The following is a 19,699-nucleotide window of genomic DNA, read 5'->3' as shown; positions in this document are numbered from 1 at the left end:
ACAGTAACAACATCAAAATCACTACAACCGTATCCACAAGCAGTTAGGATACGGTTGGGTTTTGGTATTTGCCAACCATCCCACCTCCTCTTTGCCCACCCAACGCGAGACAATAGGTCTAATCGCGTTAGTCGCTGCGTAGAGACAGTCAACTCCTCACACAAGCATTAGAGATTATGCTCGGTCGAACCCTCGGTGGACGATATCAAGTTCAGGAAACCCTTGGTGGTGGTAGTTTTGGTCAGACTTATTTGGCCGTGGATGTTCACCGACCTGAGCGTCCTCAGTGTGTGGTCAAACATCTGAAGCCCGCAAAACGGGATCCTGATTTTCTGCCAAAAGCCCGGTCTCTGTTTGAGCGGGAAGCCGTCATGCTAGAGAAACTGGGAAGTCACGATCAGATTCCGCGTTTATTAGCCTACTTCGAAGAGAAGCAAGAGTTTTATCTGGTTCAGGAGTATATCCCTGGTGACCTCCTGCGTAAAGAATTACCCCAGGGCTGTCGATGGTCAGAAGAACAGGTCACCCAACTGTTGCAGGACATCTTGTCCATCCTGGCCTTTATTAACCAGTTCAACGTCATTCACCGGGATATCAAACCCGAAAATATTATTCGTCGGCAGCAAGATGGTCGGCTCGTCCTCATCGACTTTGGGGCCGTCAAGCAGCTGCGCAAAGAACTAAGCAGCGATCCCCATCAGCCCTTACCCGTGGGAGGAACGATTGCCATTGGCACCCCAGGCTATATGGCTCCTGAACAGGCCCAAGGTCGCCCCCGAGCCAATAGCGATCTCTATGCATTAGGGATGATTGGCATCGAGGCTTTTATTGGCAAAAACCCAACCCAATTTACCCAAACGGCCCAGGGCGAAATTGACTGGCAGGAAGATGTGCCTGTCAGCCCAGCATTAGGGGATGTGCTGCAACAAATGGTCCGCTACCACTTCCAATATCGGTATCAATCGGCAGAAGACGTGCTCAAGGAGCTGCAAGGGCAACCCTCGTCAGGATGGTTTAAAAAAGTCGGTAGGATGTTGCGATCGCCCGTGCAAAACCTGTGGGCCGATGAACCGGATCCCACCCCAAAACGCAGCTACCAAACCACCCCTCAAGTGGCTCGTCCGGCTGATTTTTCCAGGAACTCCTTGGGGTCGGGTGCTCCCCCTGCTGATCCTGAGAGTGCAACCCAGCCGTTGGCAAAGGTGACCAGCCAGGTCTTTATCAGTGCATTGAACCGGGAACCAGAGTTGCAGGTGGCCAAGGACCTATTTGAAGCGATTAAAGAAGCGGGCTATCAGCCCTTTATGTCCACCCAAAGCTTGGAACTGAAGGAGAATTGGGCGCAACATATTGACCATGCTCTCAAAGCCTGTGACTTTTATATCTTGCTGTTGTCGCGGGCCTCAGCCCATAGCGAGCTGATGCTGCAGGAAGTGCGAGCCGTCAAAGCACTCCATCAGAGTCGAGCAGAGCAGCGACCGCAAATTGTGCCCATTCGGGTGGATTTGCCCATGGATGGCTCCTTGAATTATGAACTCCGAGGTTATCTCCATCGCTTGCAGCAGCGCATTTGGCGGTCTGCCAGTGATACCCCGAACCTCGTCCAAGATATTTTATCCGCCTTAGATGCCAGTGACTCTTTAACCAAAACGGCGGATCAAGGCAGTTCTGGATCGTTCCCGACCGTACCGCCACCTAAACAGGGATCGGATGCACCGCCTTTGCCCGTTGCGGAGCCAGAATTACCGGAAGGGCAGGTTAATATAGCGTCCGCATTTTATATTGAGCGGCCACCGATAGAACTGCGCTGTGCGGAAACGGTGGTGCAACCGGGTTCCCTAATTCGGATCAAAGCGCCTCGGCAAATGGGCAAAACCTCGCTGATGGCCCGCATTCTGCATGAGGCCTCTAGCCAAGGGTTGAACACGGTGTCGTTGAACCTGCAATTAGCAGATGGCAAGGTGTTTACGGATCTAGATAAGCTGTTGCAGTGGCTCTGTGCGAGCGTCAGCCGCCGATTGCGCTTACCCAATCGGATTTCTGAGACCTGGGACGATATTTTTGGCAGTAAATATAATTGCACCGCTTATTTTGAAGAATATATTCTGCCGGAGTTAGATGGTCCACTGACGCTAGCCCTAGATGAAGTTGATCGAGTCTTTGAATATCCTGAAATTGCTAGCGACTTCTTTGGCCTGTTGCGAGCCTGGCATGAAGAAGCCAAAAACCAAGAGATCTGGCAAAGGCTACGGTTGATTGTGGTCCATGCTACGGAGGTCTATATCCCCCTCAATACCAATCAGTCCCCCTTTAATGTCGGCTTGCCCATTGACTTACCCGAATTTTCTTTGGCCCAGATTAGCCAACTGGCGGAACTGCACAACCTCGATTGGGATGAAGCCCAAATTTCCCAGCTTCAAACCCTGATCGGTGGTCATCCCTATCTGATTCGGCTGGCTTTGTATCACGTGGCCAAGGGGGATATGAGTGTAGAACAACTGCTCGAAAAGGCACCGACTGAAGCAGGACTATTCCGCGATCACTTACGCGGCCATTGGTGGAATTTACAACAACATGCTCAATTGGCTGAAGCCTTTATCTCTGTCGTCACGTCTGAACAAGCGATTTCCCTAGAACCGTCTATGCTGTTTAAGCTACATAGCTTAGGACTGATTCGGTTGGTCGGTAATGGGGCGCAACCCCGCTGCGATCTGTATCGTCAATATTTTGCAACGGTGGCCGCTGACAAAGGGGCCAGCAAATCAGGGTGATATTTTGGGACTATTGGCTTGTCTTCTAGGGACGGCCCATTGCTGGTTATGGTTTGCCTATGGATACCTCTGTTACAGGCTGGACGCCAGACACTTCCCCCATTAATCCCTATCAGGTTGGGGGTAGCTTACCGGTCGATGCTCGCACCTATGTGGTTCGCCAAGCAGATCGCGACTTGTATCAAGCCCTAAAAGCGGGTGAGTTCTGCTATGTGCTCACGGCGCGCCAAATGGGTAAGTCCAGCTTGCGGGTCCACACCATGAAGCGGTTAACCGTAGAAGGGTTTGCCTGTGCATCCATTGATGTCACCAAAATTGGTAGCCAGAATATTACTGCTGAGCAATGGTACGCCAGTCTAATTGGGGCCTTGGTCAGCGAATTTAAGCTGGGAGACAAATTTCAGTTGCGGTCTTGGTGGCGCGATCGCACCCTGTTATCCCCCGCTCAACGTCTTACAGACTTTATCGAGCAGGTGCTGTTTGCCCATGTCCCCCAGAACATGGTGATCTTTATTGATGAAGTCGATAGTCTGCTCAGCCTTAGCTTTTCTGCCGATGATTTCTTTGCCCTGCTGCGGGCCCATTACAACAGCCGGGTAGATCGGGATGACTTTAAGCGTCTCACCTTTGCCTTATTCGGCGTCGCCACCCCTTCGCAACTGATTCAAGACCAACAGCGCACCCCCTTTAATATCGGTCGAGCCATTCATCTACGCGGCTTTCAAACCTCAGAAATCCGCCCCCTTACCTTGGGATTGAATGAAGTCTCCGAATACCCAGAACGGCTGGTGAAAGCGGTTTTAGAGTGGACTAATGGTCAACCTTTTTTGACTCAGAAGCTATGTAAGTTCTTAGCCACCGGACCCACCATCCTGCCTGGAGAAGAAGCGCAAACGGTTACGGAGCTGGTGCAAGCGAAAATTCTCCACAGTTGGGAAGCCCAAGATGAACCAGAGCATCTGAGAACGATCCGCAATCGCCTGCTGCAAAACGAAAAGCGGGCAGGCCGACTGCTCGGCAGCTATCAGAAGCTGCTCGACCAACCCGATTGGCAAGGAGGCATCCCTACGGATAACAGTTCGGAACAAATGGAACTCCTGTTGTCAGGATTGGTGATTCAGCGACAGGGACAGCTCCATATTCACAATCGCATTTATGCCAAAATTTTTGATTTGGCCTGGGTTGAACGGCAGTTAGGGCAATTGCGACCCTATGCCGATGTCATGCAATCTTGGTTGAAAACAGGGGGACAAGATACCTCGCGGTTGCTCCGGGGACAAGCGTTAAGGGAAGCACTAGCTTGGTCAAATGCGAAAAGTCTGAGCGATCAGGACTATCAATTTTTAAGTGCGAGCCAGGATGCCGATAAGCAAGAGGTTGAAGTTAGCCTCGCCACTGAGCGTCAATCCAAAAAAGCAGTTGAAGAAGCCAACCATATTTTGACGGAGGCCCATGGTAAGGCCCGTCGCATCGTACGAGTTGCGATCGCAGCCTTAGCCTTAGTCTCTGGAATTTCCGTGCTAGCCATAGCAGTCGGCATTCGCACAGGTCGAGACCTACAAGAATCCCAGCAGAGCCTTGCTTTAGAACAGGAAGGGGTGCTGACCCTCCGCCAGTTTCCCACTAACCAGCTGCAAGCGTTGCAATCTGCCATTGAGCTAGGCCAAAAACTACAAGACTTGGTGCCTGCCAAACGTCAGTTGCAGGACTATCCCACCGTCAAACCCCTGTTTGTCCTACAGAGCATTCTGGACAATATTTATGAAACCAATACTTGGCAGGGGCATAAGGGACGGATTTATAGTGGATCCTTTAGCCCGGAGGGTGAGCAGTTAATCACCGCCGGAAAAGATGGCTATGTCCGAATCTGGTCTCTAACCGGTGAACAGCTGCAAGGGTTTCAAGCCAATCCTGAAGGCATTCGGTTTGCAGCGTTCCTCCAAAATGGTCAGGTCTTGACCCTCACTCCGATGGGACAACTCCAGTTCTGGAATACTGAAGGTGATCTCCAGTCAACGGCGCAACAGAAGATTGGCAAACTCAGAAGCATTCGGTTTAGCCCGAATCAAGATCAATTTGCCACGGCATCTACTGATGGCCAGGTGTATCTTTGGAATCAAACGGGGCAGCTGCTGGCGCAGTTCACGGCCAACAATGGCTCCGTCAGTAGTTTGAGTTTCAATCCCGATGGGCAGACCGTGATTACCGTCGGGACAGACGGTACGATGCAGGTTTGGGAACTATCGGGACAAAAACTGAGGGAATGGAAAAGCCGCATTAATCCTAACCTCAAGCTCAATAGTGTGAGCTTTCTCCCGGATATAGTCCCTAGGACCTCTTCCTCAAGCCAGCAGAATCAACGATTTGCCATGGTGGGTACGGATGGCCTGATTCGTCTTTGGAGTGCATCGAGTACTCAGCCTTTAAATGTATGGCGAGGCAGTCAAACGTCTTTGTATTTGATTGATGCCAGCCCCACGGGCCAAAAATTAGTGACCCTGGGGGAAGACAGCACGATTCGAATTTGGGACTTTGCCGGCAGAAAACTGGCGGAGCTGAAAGGACATTCTGGTTTGGTGAGTAGCGCTAGCTTTAGTCCAGATGGTCAAAGTCTGTTGACCACAGGTAGAGATGGCAGTCTCCACCTATGGAACCTAGCGGGTCAGCGTCAATGGGCAGGCCAACATAAAAGTATTTGGAGTATTGCTCTGCATCCCCAGGAAGACACCGTGGCGACAACGGGGAAAGATGGCATGTTGCGGCTATGGCAAAAAGATGGAACCCTGCTGTGGGAACAACAAGCCCACAATAAAGGGAACGATGTCGTCTTCAGTCCCGATCAAAAGCAATTAGCGACAGCGGGTGAAGATGGCTATGTCCGCATGTGGAATTTACAGGGCCGTAAGCTAGAAGACCATCTCGTTGATAAAGAAGGCGTGTATTCCCTGAGCTATGGTCCCAAGGGTGAGATGTTAGCGGCGGCGGCCAATGATGGGACCGTCCACCTATGGGATTTTAAGACCAAAGATCATCAACAATTTGAGGCCTCTACCCAGCCCCTGTGGGCAATCCGATTTAGCCCTGATGGTAAGCAACTTGTGACAGCGGGCAAAGAGGGACAAATCAAAGTCTGGACACCCTCTGGTAAAAAACTACAGCAATTTGATGCTCAGCAAGGGTGGCTTAGTGATGTCCGCTTTACCCCGGATGGCCAGCAGATGGTGACGGTGGGCAAAGATGGCTCTGTTAAATTTTGGTCGACTAAGGGCCAGTTGCAGCAAGAGTTTCAGAGTCATCCTAATGATATTCTACGCCTGGTGCTCAGTGCGGATGGACAACGACTGGCAACATCTGGCCAAGACGGGATTGTTAAAATTTGGACGTCTAAAGGGCAACAGTTAGCAGAATTGATGGGACATCAAGGTGCAGTGTATAGTCTGCAATTTGCAGCGGATGGTCAGTCTTTGATGACAGTGGGTAAAGACGATGCCATTCGGATCTGGCAAACCGGCACTCTCCCGCAACTCTTGCAGCAAGGATGTCGATGGTTACAGACTTATCAACAGCGACACCCTGATGCCACAAATCCTTGTACTCGGCGCTAGAATGGGCGGATGGGGTCATTGTAAAGGGCAATTGGGATTTCATGGCTCGATATCTATAGTTAGCCTGATCCTCTATGGGGCATTGTCAACTAATATGAAGTTAAATCAGTATGTGTGAGTTACTCATTGGTATCTTCTGACTAACTCCCATGCCTATTCTGTTCTGATCTGACCACCGGAATGAGATCATCTTCCGAGACCCCCACTGACCATCTACAATCTGTAGTTAAGTCGGATGCTTCACTACAGCTGCTGTTGTTTGTGGATAAACGCACAACGGCTAAAGAACAGATTCTCCAAATATCGAAATATTTAGATACCTTAAAACCAGACTGTGACTTTGATCTGCATGTAGTTGAAGTCTCTGAACAGCCCTATCTGGTGGAATACTACAAACTGGTGGCGACGCCAGCGTTAGTTAAAATTCGGCCCGAGCCACGACATATTTTGGCAGGCAGCAACTTGGTCTCTCAGTTGGAAGAGTCCTGGCCTTATTGGCAGCATGCCCTCTCAGCGAATGACCTGTTGGATGATCAAATGAGCTTAGAGGAGGATACAACATCCTTTGCTGACGCCGCGCAACTGATGCAGCTGTCGGATCAAATGTTTCGCCTGCGACAAGAGAACGAAGCCTTGCAGGATCAGCTCAAATTCAAGGATCGCATGATTACCATGTTGGCCCATGATCTTCGCAATCCATTAACGGCGGCGACCATTGCGTTAGAGACTTTAGCGGGACAATGGGATGAGGACAATGAGGTCATTCGAAATTTATCTTCAGCTCTGCTGCAACGCTTAACGAAACATGCTCATGCCCAAACCCAAATTATTGAGCGCATGATCACCAATTTGCTGGAAGCTTCTCAAGGGAGTGAACCCGATCTAAAAACTCATCCTAAGCAGCTAGATTTGGGTGGACTTTGCCAAGAAATTGCTTTGAGGGTCCAGAATGCTCTTAAAGCTAAATCACAAACTTTGAAAAGTGATATCCCACCCGATATCCCCAATGTGCATGCGGATGCCGATCAAGTGCAGCAGGTGATTCTCAACTTGCTGGATAATGCGATGAAGTATACGCCAGAGGGTGGAGAAATTAAGCTCTTGGTTCTGCATCGTACGACGCAAAAGGTGCAAGTCAGTATTTGCGATAATGGCCTAGGGATCCCTCAGGAAAAGCAGCAATATATTTTTGATAACCAGTATCGCCTAGATCGGGATCAAGATGAGTCAGGATATGGCATGGGGTTAGCCCACTGCAAACGGATTGTGGGCAACCACTACGGTGAGATTTGGGTGGATTCTGCACCTAATCACGGCAGCTCTTTCCACTTTACGCTGCCCGTTTATCGTTGATATGGATCCCAAAATGTCACTAGATGAACGATAAAGTTATCAATTTTGATAACAGTTATAAAATTTTATAGATTTTGGCATAGGACTGCACCAAGACCATAGTAGTCTGAGATCAATGCTTCGTTTGCAATTTCAATTAAGGTAAAAGATTCATGGTTCAACGCGGTTCTAAGGTTAGAATTCTCCGCCCGGAGTCTTACTGGTTTCGTGAAATCGGTACCGTTGCCTCCGTTGATCAAAGCGGTATTAAATATCCTGTAATTGTTCGTTTTGATACCTGTAATTACAACGGGATCAGTGGTACTGCTGCTGGTATCAACACCAATAACTTCGGGGTTCACGAACTTGAAGAAGTTGAGGCACCCAAAGGGGGTAAGAAACCTGCTGCTAAGCCTGCTGCAGCGCCTAAGGCAGAAGACTAACTTACCTTCGTGTCTACTCTTCGTCCCAACAGTCTGTTTTAATGCCTGAGCTACCTGAAGTAGAAACAGTTCGCCTGGGCTTAGAAAAGGTGACTGTTGGGATGCAAATTGTGGGTGGCGAGGTTCTCTACCCACGAACGATTGCTCATCCTCAATCTCCACAAGCATTTATTCAAGGGTTACAAGATGCAACCTTTCTGTCGTGGATGCGACGTGGAAAATATTTACTGAGTCAGTTATCTTTAGCTGCTCAGAAGCCGCCGAGTTGGCTGGGTGTTCACCTGCGTATGACAGGACAATTGCTCTGGGTAGCTCAAGATGAGCCCGTCCAAAAGCATACTCGGGTGCGTCTATTTTTTGCGAATAACCGCGAACTTCGATTTGTGGATCAGCGGACCTTTGGCCAAATATGGTGGGTGGCTCCGACGGAAGATCCAAAGCGAGTAATTAGTGGTCTGCAGAAGCTGGGGCCTGAGCCATTCTCTGAAGAGTTTTCTGTAGACTATTTTGGGGAATCGTTACAGGGTCGCAAGCGTTCCATTAAAAGTGCCCTGTTAAATCAGGCTTTGGTGGCAGGGGTCGGCAATATCTATGCGGATGAAGCCTTGTTTATGAGTGGGATTCGTCCGACGACAGCGTGCCATCAGCTGCAGACAGAACAGGTGCAGCGGCTGCGAACAGCAATTGTTGAGGTTTTATCGACCAGTATTGGTGCAGGTGGGACCACTTTCAGTGATTTTCGAGATCTCAAAGGGGTGAATGGGAATTATGGTGGTATGGCCTGGGTCTATGGACGTCACGGTCAGCCCTGTCGAACTTGTGGTCAAACCATTGAGCGAGTCAAACTCGTCGGTCGTTCCACCCATTTTTGTCCTCAATGCCAACCTGAATCCTAAAGAATTTCGCGGCTGGCTCGGTACAAGTCGCTCCAGTTGTCTCGTTCCTTCACCACAGTTTCTAGATATTCTTTCCAAACCACTTGATCTTGAACGGGATCTTTGACGACGGCTCCTACCAAGCTAGACACGAGATCATGGGCCTGGAGGGAGCCATCCCCAAAATGAGCAGCCAAGGATAAACCACTATTGACGACGGAAATGGCCTCTGCCGTGCTGAGGGTTCCGCTGGGAGATTTGAGTTTGGTTTTACCGTCTTCTGTCTTGCCGCTCCGTAATTCCCGAAAAATAGTGACGACCCGCCGAATTTCGGCGAGGGCTGGTGCTTCGACTGGCAGATCAAGGGCTGTCTTTAAGCTTTTCACCCGCTCTTGGACAATTTTGACTTCAGAGTCAGCATCATCGGGTAAGGGCAGAACGACGGTGTTAAAGCGACGTTTGAGGGCGCTAGACAGGTCATTAACTCCTTTGTCTCGGTTGTTAGCGGTGGCAATCACATTAAAGCCTTGGGTGGCTTGAATTTCTTCCCCGAGTTCGGGAATGGGCAACGTTTTCTCGGATAGGACAGTAATTAAGGTGTCTTGAACGTCTGCAGGAATTCTTGTCAATTCTTCAATACGGGTGATTTTGCCCTGGCCCATGGACTGCATGAGTGGACTCGGTACGATCGCATCTAGGGAGGGACCTTCTGCTAAGAGCTTGGCGTAGTTCCAGCCATATCGGATGGCGTCTTCGCTGGTACCAGCGGTGCCTTGGATCAGTAGGGTGGAATCTCCTGCGATCGCAGCAGCTAAATGTTCCGATACCCAAGACTTGGCTGTCCCCGGAACTCCATACAGTAGTAAGGCGCGATCCGTGGTCAGGGTGGCAATGGCGATTTCCATCAGTCGCCGATTGCCAATATATTTAGCGGAGACTTCAAAGCCGTTTTCTAAGGTACCACCTAATAAATAGGTGGAGACGGCCCAAGGAGAAAGCTGCCAGTTTGCGGGACGTTGACGCGTGTCCGCTTTGCGAAGTTCTTCAAGTTCGGCTGCAAACTGTTGCTCGGCATGTTGTCGCAGGATCGCAGTTTGTGGCTCAACTGTTTTCGAGGACTGTTTTTTTGTCTTAGCAGCCATAGCGTATTGCAAAAGATCAGAGACACTGGCAATTATCAGGTATTTTGGCTACCGTGGCTCTTCCCTGGCCTAAATGATTGGATGTAAGGGTTGATTTACTGGAAGTTAGCCTCCAAAATAATTGTGAATCGCTAGAGATTAAAGTATTTGCAGCTTCAACCGCAGATTCTCAAGATCCTTTCAGATCCAAAATTTCAGGATGAAACAACGGAGGATGTAATCTCCGATGCGATTATCGCTCTCGCTGAAACAGTAGGCTGGAACCCTATAGTGCGCGTATTGATCACGATTCTGCTCGACGTTTCCCTGATGCATTATTGGTATGACGTGGTAGCGTGCCTTTTCTGCTGCGATTGCCACCAGCGCGACCTACCCTGTGAGTCTAACTACCTCATTGCCTTGCTGTGTGATTGTTTACGTATCAGCCCTGACCTAGGTAAGACTGGTCTTGATCAAGATGATGTCCACAACTTGGTGTGGAGTATTGTTCATCAACTGAAAGGCGTTGGATATCTGGCTGATTATGAGCCGCAGTCTGATCCAGAGGTCATTCAGTATCAAATAATACGTTGACAGGTTTTTGTCTGATTCTCCAGAGTGGATAGTGACGATAAATCCCCCACACTGAATTCCAATGTGGGGGATATTGTACCTATTAAATCAATTAATTTTAGGTGTGATTTGGTCAGAGACCTACTTGATCGCAGGAGCCTGGTAAGGGCTGTCTAGCTCAACGTCGGATACAGAAGCGACTGTCGCGGCTTCTCGCATCGCAATGGACGGAACAGAGGGCCGGATATAGGCGACTAACTGAGTCGTCTTAGCATCGTAAATCTGGGTAATGATTTTGGGATAAAGACCAATACCAATAATGGGAACGAGCAAACAGGCAATCACGAAGATCTCCCGAGGTTCGGCATCGACTAGCTTCTCGTGGGACGTGAGTTCCTTGTTCTCTGGTCCGTAGAAGATTTCCCGCAGCATGGACAGCAGATAAATCGGCGTCAGAATCACGCCAATACCTGCCAAAATCACCACCGGCACGCGGAAGGTGAGGCTATAGGCATCGCTGGTGGCTAGACCCACAAACACCATGAGTTCCGCGACAAAACCGCTCATTCCGGGTAGTGCCAAAGAAGCCATGGAACAGGTGGTGAACATGGCAAAGATTTTAGGCATGTTCTGGGCCACGCCTCCCATCTCTTCCAGAATCAAAGTGTGGGTGCGATCGTAAGTCGCTCCCACTAAGAAGAAAAGACTAGCGCCAATCAGGCCATGAGAGACCATTTGTAAAACGGCACCACTCATCCCCAGGTCCGTAAAGGAGGCAATCCCAATGAGAACAAATCCCATATGGGAAATAGAAGAATAGGCGATTTTGCGTTTGAGATTGCGCTGGGCAAAGGAGGTGAGGGCCGCGTAAATAATATTGACGACACCCAGAATAATCAGTGCAGGGGCAAAATAGGCATGGGCGTCAGGAAGCAGCTCTACATTCATGCGAATTAGAGCATAGCCCCCCATCTTCAAAAGAATTCCGGCCAACAGCATATGGACTGGAGCTGTGGCTTCGCCGTGGGCATCCGGTAACCAGGTATGCAGAGGCACGATGGGTAATTTGACCGCAAAGGCCACCAAAAAGCCTGTGTAACACAGCAGTTGGAAGGTTAACGGATAATCTTTTGCTGCCAGGGACTGCAGGTCAAAGGTGAGATCGGGGCCAAAGAAGGCCATCGCCAGAGCTGCTACCAAGATAAATAGAGAGCTGATGGCGGTATAGAGAATAAATTTCGTCGCTGCATAAAGCCGTTTGTAGCCGCCCCAAATCGAGAGCAACAGATACACGGGCACTAATTCCAATTCCCAGACCAAGAAAAAGACCAGCAGATCTTGAACGGCGAACACTGCAATCTGACCACCGTACATGGCCAAGATCAAGAAATAGAAAAGTCTGGGCTTATAGGTAACGGGCCAAGAGGCCAGGATCGCCAAAGAAGTGATAAATCCTGTGAGCAAGATCAAGGGCATGGATAAGCCATCGGCCCCTACAGACCATTGCACCCCTAATTGGGGGAGCCAGTCGTAGTGTTCCACCATTTGCAGCCCTGACTCCGCAAAGTCGTACTGGGTGTAAAAGGCGTAGATCAATAAGACAAAATCAATCAGGCCAATCACCAGTGCATACCAGCGAATGGGATCACCTTTACCTTTTGGGTCTGGAATAAAGGGCAGGGCGACGGTGGCCACAATTGGGAAGAAAATCAGAGTTGACAGCCAAGGAAATGTATCTGGATTCATGAACCGCTATCTCTATTCAACGGATTGAGCAACGACGAGGAAAAAATGAAAAGACGTTAGATGACCGTGGCAATCGAGATCCCCAAGACTGCCATAAAGATGATGAACAGGTAGAACTGGATACGGCCACTTTCCAAGTACTTAAGCCCTTCGCCAGTTAATACTGCGAGGAATCCAGCGAAGTTAACGATGCCATCGACGACTTTGAAGTCAACCTCTAGAACCTGACGAGCAATCCGTCGACAGCCCTTGATGATGGTGCGCTCATAGAGGTCATCAATAAACCACTTGTTGAGGGAGAACTCATACAAGGAGGGGAAGCGATTTGCGATCGCAGCCGGATCCACTTTTCGAGTTCGGTACATCAAAGACGCCAGGGTAATCCCGATTAGGGCAATACCGACGGAATTTCCGGCCATCAGCAGAAACTCAGACCATTCAAACTCAGCCGCTGCTTCTAGAGCTGCATTGGCTTCGCCAGGAGCGTAGATAAAAGCTTCAAACCGATTGTTAAACGGCATGCCCAATAGACCGATAGCAATGGAGGGCAGTGCCAACACCATTAACGGCAAGGTCATGGTAATTGGAGATTCATGGGGTTCATCCGCATGGTGATGATCGTCATGATGATGAGCCTCTTGCTCAGCTACCATGGTCAACTCTCGAGGATCCATCGCGCCAGGGCCGAAGTTGAGGGCAGGAGATTTGCCATCAATCTGCTCCCGCAGGGCATTGATATTGCCTCGGAAGTCCCCTTCAAAGGTGGAAAAATACATCCGGAACATATAGAAGGCTGTCAGGCCTGCAGTCAGCCAGCCTACCAACCACAAGGCTGGATTGGCTTCAAAGGCGGAACTGAGAATCTCATCCTTGGACCAAAAACCTGCAAAAGGTGGAATACCGCAGATCGCTAAGCAACCGATTAAAAAGGTAATGCCGGTATAGGGCATGTACTTGCGCAAGCCACCCATCAGACGCATATCTTGGGCCAGGGCTGGATTATGTCCGACGACGGCTTCCATGCCGTGGATGACAGAGCCAGAGCCGAGAAACAGCATGGCCTTAAAGTAGGCATGGGTCATCAGGTGAAATAGACCTGCAGAATAGGCTCCGATGCCCATGGCCATTACCATATAGCCCAATTGGGAAATGGTGGAGTAGGCCAGACCCTTCTTAATATCGTTTTGTGTGACTGCAATCGTTGCGCCTAAGAAGGCGGTAATCGCGCCCGTCCAGGCAATAAACTGCATGGCGGTGGGGATGCCCGAGAACACGGGAAACATCCGAGCCACGAGGAAAACACCAGCAGCCACCATCGTTGCCGCGTGAATTAGGGCAGAAATGGGGGTCGGACCTTCCATGGCTTCCGGTAGCCAGACATGGAGGGGGAACTGGGCTGACTTGGCCATGGGTCCCATAAACACCAAGATGGCGAAGATGGCAGCCACAACTCCGCTGAGTTCACCGGTCGACACGAGGGATTGCAATCGCTCTCCCATAATGTCGAATTCAAAACTATTGGTGGCCCAATATAGGCCCAAAATGCCGAGCAGTAACCCAAAGTCACCGACTCGGTTCGTTACAAATGCTTTTTGGCAGGCATTGGCAGCAGGCTTGCGGTCATACCAGAATCCCACCAGCAGGTAGGAACACATCCCTACCAATTCCCAAAAAATATAAATTTGCACCAAGTTGGGGCTAACGACGAGCCCCAACATGGAGAAGCTAAATAGACTTAAATATGCATAAAACCTTACATAACCGGGGTCATGGGCCATATACCCATCGGTATAAATCATCACCAGGAAGGCAACCGTGGTGACCACCACTAGCATCAGAGAGGTCAGGTGATCGATGGTATAGCCCATCGTCAGGTGAAACGCTCCTGCTGAGGCCCATTCAAAGGTCATCAGATAGGGATCGTGACCTTGAATCTGACTCCACAAGATGGAGAAGGAGAGGACCATTGCCGCTCCCATCAGGGACACAATAAAGGCCGCATTGAGTTGACGGAGAGCGTTGGTTTGTTTGTTATAGGAAATTAACCCCAAACCGACGAGAAATGCACCGCCAAGTGGCAATACAGGGATAAGCCAAGCAAATTGATATAACGAATCCATCGTTGACGCTGTTTTCGATAAGAAACTTTACAGTTTGTAAAACATTTTACATTGTTACATATTGTCAGGCCCTTTTTCGACTTGGAAATCTTAAGATTAACCCATCGAATACGAGTCCCAAAGACTATTTGGGATACTCTGAAAAATTTTGGTTGTGAGCACTAAGGTATGTAAAGTTAGGTTACCCGGCAGACATTAGGGATGGAACAATCTTGCCGAGGGCTTTCTCTAGTAAGTGCAATGCTTCGGTGCGATGGCCGAAGGCCGGCCTTCGGCCATCGCAAAAGTGGTCCATGCGATGGATCAAGCGACCCTGGTGGAATAGCAGCAAACTCGGAATATTCGTGAGCCGATATTGGCTGGCAATGGGAAAATTTTCGTCGGCATTGACGGTAACAATTTTGAGTGCCGAACCGTAATCTGCTTGTACCTGGATCAGCATCGGCTCCACCCAACGACAGACCCCACACCAAGGTGCCCAAAAGCTAACTAGAACGGGCGTCTCAGATTGTAAAACGTCTGGGTTAAAAGTCTGGGTATTAGTCGCAGGCAGCATGCTCAACGGTGTTTTAAACAAGAGATTTTATACGCTGGGATCATGCTACCAGCGAACGTTGAATGCTGCACGCATCATTAAGGGATGGGCAATCCAAAATAGCCAAACAAAGCCAGCCACCCCGACATAGGCAGGCTTCAAAAACTCTTTCAACTGGAAGGTTTGTTTGCCCTGGGCAATAGCTAGAAAGGGAACAATGGAGGTGCGCTCTTTGACCGCTGCAAAGGCCTCTCCATAGCGTTTAGCCAAACGCTGATCACCATGCCAAACCCCAAACAAGTGATAACCAATCAGTCCCAAACAGGTGGCCAGGGTAAAGGATGTGCCCACCCAAAGTAAATGGGCAATACACCAAATCACCTGGCCTACCATTTGGGGATGGCGACAGATGCGAATAATACCCGTTTCGTAGAGATGCACCTGGGGCTTTTGGATGGCCGCAATTTCCAGCAGGTTAAACGTAGCGGGATAGAGAAAAATAAAGGAAATGGCTGACAAGGCCCAAACGAAGCTCTTTAAACCGGGGGTGCCCTGTAGTTGCCAGAGCAGCACCCCATCGTAACGATGCTTGAGAAAATAGCCGATCACAATCACGGCTGCAGTGATACTCGCTAGGGCAAAAATTACGCGATACAGTCGCGCCCCTAATTTTTTCTCTGCGGTCATTCGCAGGGAGGCCAAGCCGCTATGGGTTAACCCAAAGCCGCCCAGTAAGGCCAACATGATGAAGTGAGAGGGAGCAAACCAAGAATGGGGATCAGTGGACATTTCGAATCATACTCAAACAGACTGCCAAGATGCGTCCCCCCGAATCAGACGAATTTGGGCCAGAGTAAAGATTACCGGAATGACGCGCCCGTAGTTGGTTGAGATCGCACGCCAACCCAGGTCTGCAAACAAGCCAATCCACAGGGCTGAACTCACTACGGTCAACGCCCCACGCATCACGCCATATCGAGCCGCATTCCAAGCCATACCGCGTCGTGCTGCTTGCACAGCGATTTGTCCTTCGATTTGGGGGGCTGCTTGTCGAGCCACTTGATACACTGCCATCTGAGCCGCAAATTGCCGCGCCAAATGCTTTAACAGCAAGGGGCGCAACACTGATGATACGGCTAAAGCGCTGCTTCCTTCCAGCAGCCATCGTCGGGGATCCATTTGGCAATTGACGGGCAAGGGCATCCCAGGAGCCTCAGCCAAGGCCTTTTGGATCCGCTGTTGCAGTTGCTCTTGCTGATTCTCCGGTAACTTTTGCCAAGCTTCCTTGATCAAATGCAAATAGATCTCAGCTTCTAAATCGGTGGTGGATAGGGTCGGGGAATACTTAATCTTCAAATGGCGGCTGACTTGAACCAGGACTTGGCGATAGCTTAAGGTTTCTGTTTGCCCTTTCAGGACTGTAAACCCGTCGGCGGCTACAAAGCGGAAACGGTTCTCGATGGTTTCTAGCCACTTTTGGCGACTGGACGCTTGGACCTGATCCGGGGTGGGTTCTCGCAGGTAATCGAGGGGATTATATCGGCGTCGAAACAACAAATCCGTCAGGTCTTGTAATTCTTCTTCGGTTGCTAATTCTAGTACCTGCCTCAGCTCGTTCATGCCTAGGGTCCTGATGGTCTCTACTTTTTACGATAGCGTACAGATTTGAGAGCTGATCCCTAAGGAGCCTCAACGCTTAATGTCCCCTGATCGCCATCTAAATGGGCAGGGACACCCACGGGTAAAGCTGCGTTGGGAGCGCCATGGCCAAAGGGTAACCCCGACACAATGGGGATACCTAAATCCTCCAAGCGATCGCGGAGAACTTCTTCCACCGTTAAGCTAGGAATCCCGGTAGGGGCTTCACAATCACTAAAGCGCCCGAGGGCAATACCTTTTACCTGCTTAAATACCCCAGTCATACGCCATTGGGTTAGCATCCGATCCAGCCGATAAGGGGCTTCTCCCACATCTTCTAGGGCTAAGATCACCTGGTCTAGGTTGGGGCAGAGAGACGTTCCTAAGATATGGGTTGCCACCGTTAAATTGCCGGGTAATAAGATACCGGTTGCTTTGCCCTGACCCCACCCTTTGCCTGTGAGGGCGGGTATGGGACGACCGGCGAGCCAATCAAACAGTCGCTGCTGGGACCAGTCGGGTTCATGGGCCAAGGTGGTCATCACCGGACCATGAACACTAGCGATTCCCTGAGTAGCGAGTCCCCAGAGAAGAGTCGTCACATCGGAAAACCCCACCAGCCATTTGGCAGAGGTAGGAGGCCATTGCCAGTCTTCTAAAAGTCGAGCGCCGCCATAACCGCCTCGTCCACAAAAGATGCCGGAATAGTCGCCTTTGAGCCCCTCGATCAGGGCTTGTCTGCGCTGAGTATCGGTGCCAGCAAGATAGCCCCACTGAGCGGTGATGTTCGGGGATAGGTGGATGGAGTAGGGGTGCGATCGCAACACCACAACCCCTTGATCAAAATTCTGCCGCTCTCGGAGGGTGCCGCTGGGCATTGTTACCCAAAGATCATCACCCGGTTGCAAAAAAGGAGGGAGCTGACAGGCTTGCATGGTTTTATGTACTGGGTTGAGACAGGATTTTAGCAAACCATTGCTCCAGGCGCTGGGCAAAGGCCGTCAGAGAATACTCCTGCTCAGCCTGCTGGCGACAGGTCTGTCGGTCGATCTCGGGCAGCTTGTGAATGGCCTCCACTAGGCCATCGATGCTATCGGGCTCGACGAGCCAGCCTGTTTTTCCTGGCTGGATAATTTCTGCGGGACCGCCCCGATGGTAAGCAATTACAGGAACACCGCAGGCTAGGGCTTCAATCACAACATTGCCAAAGGCTTCCACCCAGCGAGGCGTCACGAGCAACCCCCGGCTATGGCGTAAGACCTCTTGCATAGCCGTGGTCTCCAGAAACCCTAGATAGTCGATGTTGGCGTTGGGAAACTGAGCCTGAATTTGATCAAAATAGGTCTGATCTTGAATATGGCCCATAATTTTGAGAGCTTGCCCCGTTTGATCGACCGCAGCGACCGCATCTTCCAAGGCTTTCTCGGGGGCAATCCGCCCCAGCCAGCATAAGTAGTCCTCTGGCTCAGGGGTAAATTGGTAAAGGTCTAAATTAAAGCCATTACCGACGGGATAGCAGTGCTGGGCAAAGGGAAAGGTATTGGCCTGGGCTTGAGTATGGACACCAATCGTATGGGGGAACTGCTCTGCCATTTGACCAATGATTTGATCCATGGCGTCTGAAAGCGACCCCATGCTGATCAGATGGGCAACAGGTGTGTCTAAGAAGGGCGTTAAGTAGAGGGGCAGCCAATCATAGGCAAAGTTGATAATCAGGTCAAACTCAGATTGCAGGGCCAAAACCTGCAGCCACATATTGGCGAGAACTGAGTTTTCAGGAAGATGAATCGGGGTCTGTCGAGTTTGGGTTTGGGCTGGAATCTGGGGTGTTCCGGCTACGGTGATCACCTCAGTTTGGGGCAACTGAGATTGCTGAGGTGCAACTACCTGGATGTGGTGGCCCTGCTGGGTTAAGGCATCCAGCATATTCAGGAGCGTTAGTTCGACTCCTCCCCCAACCCCAGATCCTAAAGGTCCTAGAGGAGTAGAGACAAATAGTAATCGATAGGATTGACCCGCAGCAACCAACGAGAAAGACCGATTGTATGACTTCAGCAGTCTAACAGAGTTAAACCACCACGGGAATGGGGATTTGAGAAAAAATTAACCGATGGATGAGAGGCTCAAACCATCGGTATATTGAAGGGCATAATATGGGATGATCCAACCTTATGCAGCAGGATTGAGAGTAGCCTTCTCTTGACTGAGGGCCGTTACCACTTCGTCTACTTCATGGGGAGATAAGTGAGTCAGTTCTTGCACCCAGAATCGCAGCAGTTCTGTTTGGTTGGTATTGTCGCAGATAGTCATCATGTCAGACTCCGTTAGCTTCGATACCCATGAAGTATATCTATGCTTGCTATAAATCGGTTGTAGGCTGTGCTACAGCTTCATGAAAAATTGTGTAATCCTATTTACAATCGTTCGATTAATGACTAGTTTTTGCTTCTGAAAAACTTATCTAGCGCTTTGCTAAGACATTCCTAAAACAGTGTTAAAGGGCACCCTATTTCTCTAGCCAGTCAATTACTGTGAGATATGGTTACACTAAATGCATGAACCAGAAACGCCTTTGGATGATTTAACAGCAGTATCAAAATGCTGTCGTTTGCTCAGATAAACACATAGATAAGAGTGGTTGAAAATTGACCTATGTCCAACATTCAAGAAAAAATTGAAAAAGAGCTAGAGCAAGCCCGAGAAACTTGTGATACTAGCGGTGCCACTTCTGGTGAGTGTGCAGCAGCCTGGGATGCAGTGGAAGAGCTGCAAGCCGAAGCATCCCATCAGCGTAAAAGCAATAACGAAGATAAAAACTCCCTTGAGCAATATTGTGATGATAATCCTGATGCTGCTGAGTGTCGGATTTACGATGACTAATTGCGCCGATTGTCAGGTATTGATTCATTAGCTTCTTCGAAAAGACAACCTCACTGAGGT

Annotated in this window: 16 protein-coding genes; 7 read left to right on the top strand and 9 right to left on the bottom strand. The window is 49.9% G+C overall.

The window, feature by feature from the left end; genetic code table 11:
* The first annotated feature begins 176 nt into the window (after positions 1-176).
* From ON05_RS13980 to ON05_RS13960, 5 genes are all read left to right on the top strand, one after another.
* A complete protein-coding gene (locus ON05_RS13980; RefSeq protein ID WP_010475717.1) occupies positions 177-2,771 on the top strand; it encodes an AAA-like domain-containing protein in 2,595 nt (864 codons plus the stop codon).
* Positions 2,772-2,830: 59 nt separating this feature from the next.
* Positions 2,831-6,376 (top strand): AAA-like domain-containing protein, encoded by a 3,546-nt coding sequence (locus ON05_RS13975; RefSeq protein ID WP_010475715.1) that lies wholly within the window; start codon positions 2,831-2,833, stop codon positions 6,374-6,376.
* A gap of 180 nt (positions 6,377-6,556) precedes the next feature.
* Positions 6,557-7,729, top strand: coding sequence for a histidine kinase (locus tag ON05_RS13970; protein WP_010475713.1), 1,173 nt, complete (start codon positions 6,557-6,559; stop codon positions 7,727-7,729).
* A gap of 152 nt (positions 7,730-7,881) precedes the next feature.
* Positions 7,882-8,151, top strand: coding sequence for a photosystem I reaction center subunit IV (locus ON05_RS13965; protein WP_010475711.1), 270 nt, complete (start codon positions 7,882-7,884; stop codon positions 8,149-8,151).
* A 41-nt stretch (positions 8,152-8,192) separates the two neighbouring features.
* Positions 8,193-9,047, top strand: a complete 855-nt coding sequence (locus tag ON05_RS13960) for a DNA-formamidopyrimidine glycosylase (protein ID WP_010475709.1) — start codon at positions 8,193-8,195, stop codon at positions 9,045-9,047.
* On the opposite strand, the gene ON05_RS13955 is transcribed toward ON05_RS13960, so the two are convergent.
* Positions 9,044-10,168, bottom strand: coding sequence for an AAA family ATPase (locus tag ON05_RS13955; protein WP_010475707.1), 1,125 nt, complete (start codon positions 10,166-10,168; stop codon positions 9,044-9,046). The genes ON05_RS13960 and ON05_RS13955 overlap by 4 nt on opposite strands.
* Before the next feature lie 147 nt (positions 10,169-10,315).
* Between ON05_RS13955 and ON05_RS13950 the strand changes: the two genes are divergently transcribed.
* Positions 10,316-10,741 carry a hypothetical protein gene (locus ON05_RS13950; protein WP_010475705.1) on the top strand — a complete coding sequence of 142 codons (426 nt, stop codon included), beginning with the start codon at positions 10,316-10,318 and terminating at the stop codon, positions 10,739-10,741.
* Positions 10,742-10,861: 120 nt separating this feature from the next.
* Here the strand turns inward: ON05_RS13950 and ndhD1 are convergent, their stop codons facing one another.
* The 8 genes from ndhD1 to ON05_RS13910 form a co-directional block, all read right to left on the bottom strand.
* Complete coding sequence (gene ndhD1 / locus ON05_RS13945) at positions 10,862-12,466, bottom strand: photosynthetic/respiratory NAD(P)H-quinone oxidoreductase subunit D1 (protein WP_010475703.1); 1,605 nt, start codon at positions 12,464-12,466, stop codon at positions 10,862-10,864.
* Positions 12,467-12,522: 56 nt separating this feature from the next.
* A complete protein-coding gene (locus tag ON05_RS13940; RefSeq protein ID WP_010475702.1) occupies positions 12,523-14,586 on the bottom strand; it encodes an NAD(P)H-quinone oxidoreductase subunit 5 in 2,064 nt (687 codons plus the stop codon).
* Positions 14,587-14,767: 181 nt separating this feature from the next.
* Positions 14,768-15,142, bottom strand: a complete 375-nt coding sequence (locus ON05_RS13935) for a co-chaperone YbbN (RefSeq protein ID WP_010475700.1) — start codon at positions 15,140-15,142, stop codon at positions 14,768-14,770.
* 45 nt (positions 15,143-15,187) lie between these two features.
* Positions 15,188-15,910, bottom strand: coding sequence for an NnrU family protein (locus ON05_RS13930; RefSeq protein WP_010475699.1), 723 nt, complete (start codon positions 15,908-15,910; stop codon positions 15,188-15,190).
* Positions 15,911-15,922: 12 nt separating this feature from the next.
* Positions 15,923-16,741 carry a hypothetical protein gene (locus ON05_RS13925; protein ID WP_010475698.1) on the bottom strand — a complete coding sequence of 273 codons (819 nt, stop codon included), beginning with the start codon at positions 16,739-16,741 and terminating at the stop codon, positions 15,923-15,925.
* 59 nt (positions 16,742-16,800) lie between these two features.
* Entirely contained in the window at positions 16,801-17,694 is an 894-nt protein-coding gene (locus ON05_RS13920; protein WP_010475697.1) for an LD-carboxypeptidase, read from the bottom strand.
* A gap of 4 nt (positions 17,695-17,698) precedes the next feature.
* The gene (locus tag ON05_RS13915; protein ID WP_010475696.1) at positions 17,699-18,787 is read right to left on the bottom strand and encodes a glycosyltransferase family 4 protein; all 1,089 of its coding nucleotides are present in this window, start codon (positions 18,785-18,787) and stop codon (positions 17,699-17,701) included.
* A gap of 141 nt (positions 18,788-18,928) precedes the next feature.
* A complete protein-coding gene (locus ON05_RS13910) occupies positions 18,929-19,072 on the bottom strand; it encodes a hypothetical protein (protein WP_262561734.1) in 144 nt (47 codons plus the stop codon).
* A 339-nt stretch (positions 19,073-19,411) separates the two neighbouring features.
* On the opposite strand from ON05_RS13910, the gene ON05_RS13905 reads away from it, so the two are divergent.
* Complete coding sequence (locus ON05_RS13905; RefSeq protein WP_010475694.1) at positions 19,412-19,639, top strand: Calvin cycle protein CP12; 228 nt, start codon at positions 19,412-19,414, stop codon at positions 19,637-19,639.
* Positions 19,640-19,699: the final 60 nt, after the last annotated feature.

This window comes from Acaryochloris sp. CCMEE 5410, from assembly GCF_000238775.2.
GTDB lineage: Bacteria > Cyanobacteriota > Cyanobacteriia > Thermosynechococcales > Thermosynechococcaceae > Acaryochloris.
The sequence above is the reverse complement of the archived record's forward strand: the minus strand, read 5'-3'. Positions and strand labels throughout refer to the sequence as shown.

Coding starts and splice junctions, on each gene's coding strand:
- ON05_RS13925 (WP_010475698.1), bottom strand. CDS start 16,741: ATGAACGAGCTGAGGCAGGTACTAGAATTAGCAACCGAAGAAGAATTA.
- ON05_RS13930 (WP_010475699.1), bottom strand. CDS start 15,910: ATGTCCACTGATCCCCATTCTTGGTTTGCTCCCTCTCACTTCATCATG.
- ON05_RS13920 (WP_010475697.1), bottom strand. CDS start 17,694: ATGCAAGCCTGTCAGCTCCCTCCTTTTTTGCAACCGGGTGATGATCTT.
- ON05_RS13980 (WP_010475717.1), top strand. CDS start 177: ATGCTCGGTCGAACCCTCGGTGGACGATATCAAGTTCAGGAAACCCTT.
- ON05_RS13970 (WP_010475713.1), top strand. CDS start 6,557: ATGAGATCATCTTCCGAGACCCCCACTGACCATCTACAATCTGTAGTT.
- ON05_RS13940 (WP_010475702.1), bottom strand. CDS start 14,586: ATGGATTCGTTATATCAATTTGCTTGGCTTATCCCTGTATTGCCACTT.
- ON05_RS13975 (WP_010475715.1), top strand. CDS start 2,831: ATGGATACCTCTGTTACAGGCTGGACGCCAGACACTTCCCCCATTAAT.
- ON05_RS13905 (WP_010475694.1), top strand. CDS start 19,412: ATGTCCAACATTCAAGAAAAAATTGAAAAAGAGCTAGAGCAAGCCCGA.
- ndhD1 (WP_010475703.1), bottom strand. CDS start 12,466: ATGAATCCAGATACATTTCCTTGGCTGTCAACTCTGATTTTCTTCCCA.
- ON05_RS13935 (WP_010475700.1), bottom strand. CDS start 15,142: ATGCTGCCTGCGACTAATACCCAGACTTTTAACCCAGACGTTTTACAA.
- ON05_RS13960 (WP_010475709.1), top strand. CDS start 8,193: ATGCCTGAGCTACCTGAAGTAGAAACAGTTCGCCTGGGCTTAGAAAAG.
- ON05_RS13955 (WP_010475707.1), bottom strand. CDS start 10,168: ATGGCTGCTAAGACAAAAAAACAGTCCTCGAAAACAGTTGAGCCACAA.
- ON05_RS13910 (WP_262561734.1), bottom strand. CDS start 19,072: ATGATGACTATCTGCGACAATACCAACCAAACAGAACTGCTGCGATTC.
- ON05_RS13965 (WP_010475711.1), top strand. CDS start 7,882: ATGGTTCAACGCGGTTCTAAGGTTAGAATTCTCCGCCCGGAGTCTTAC.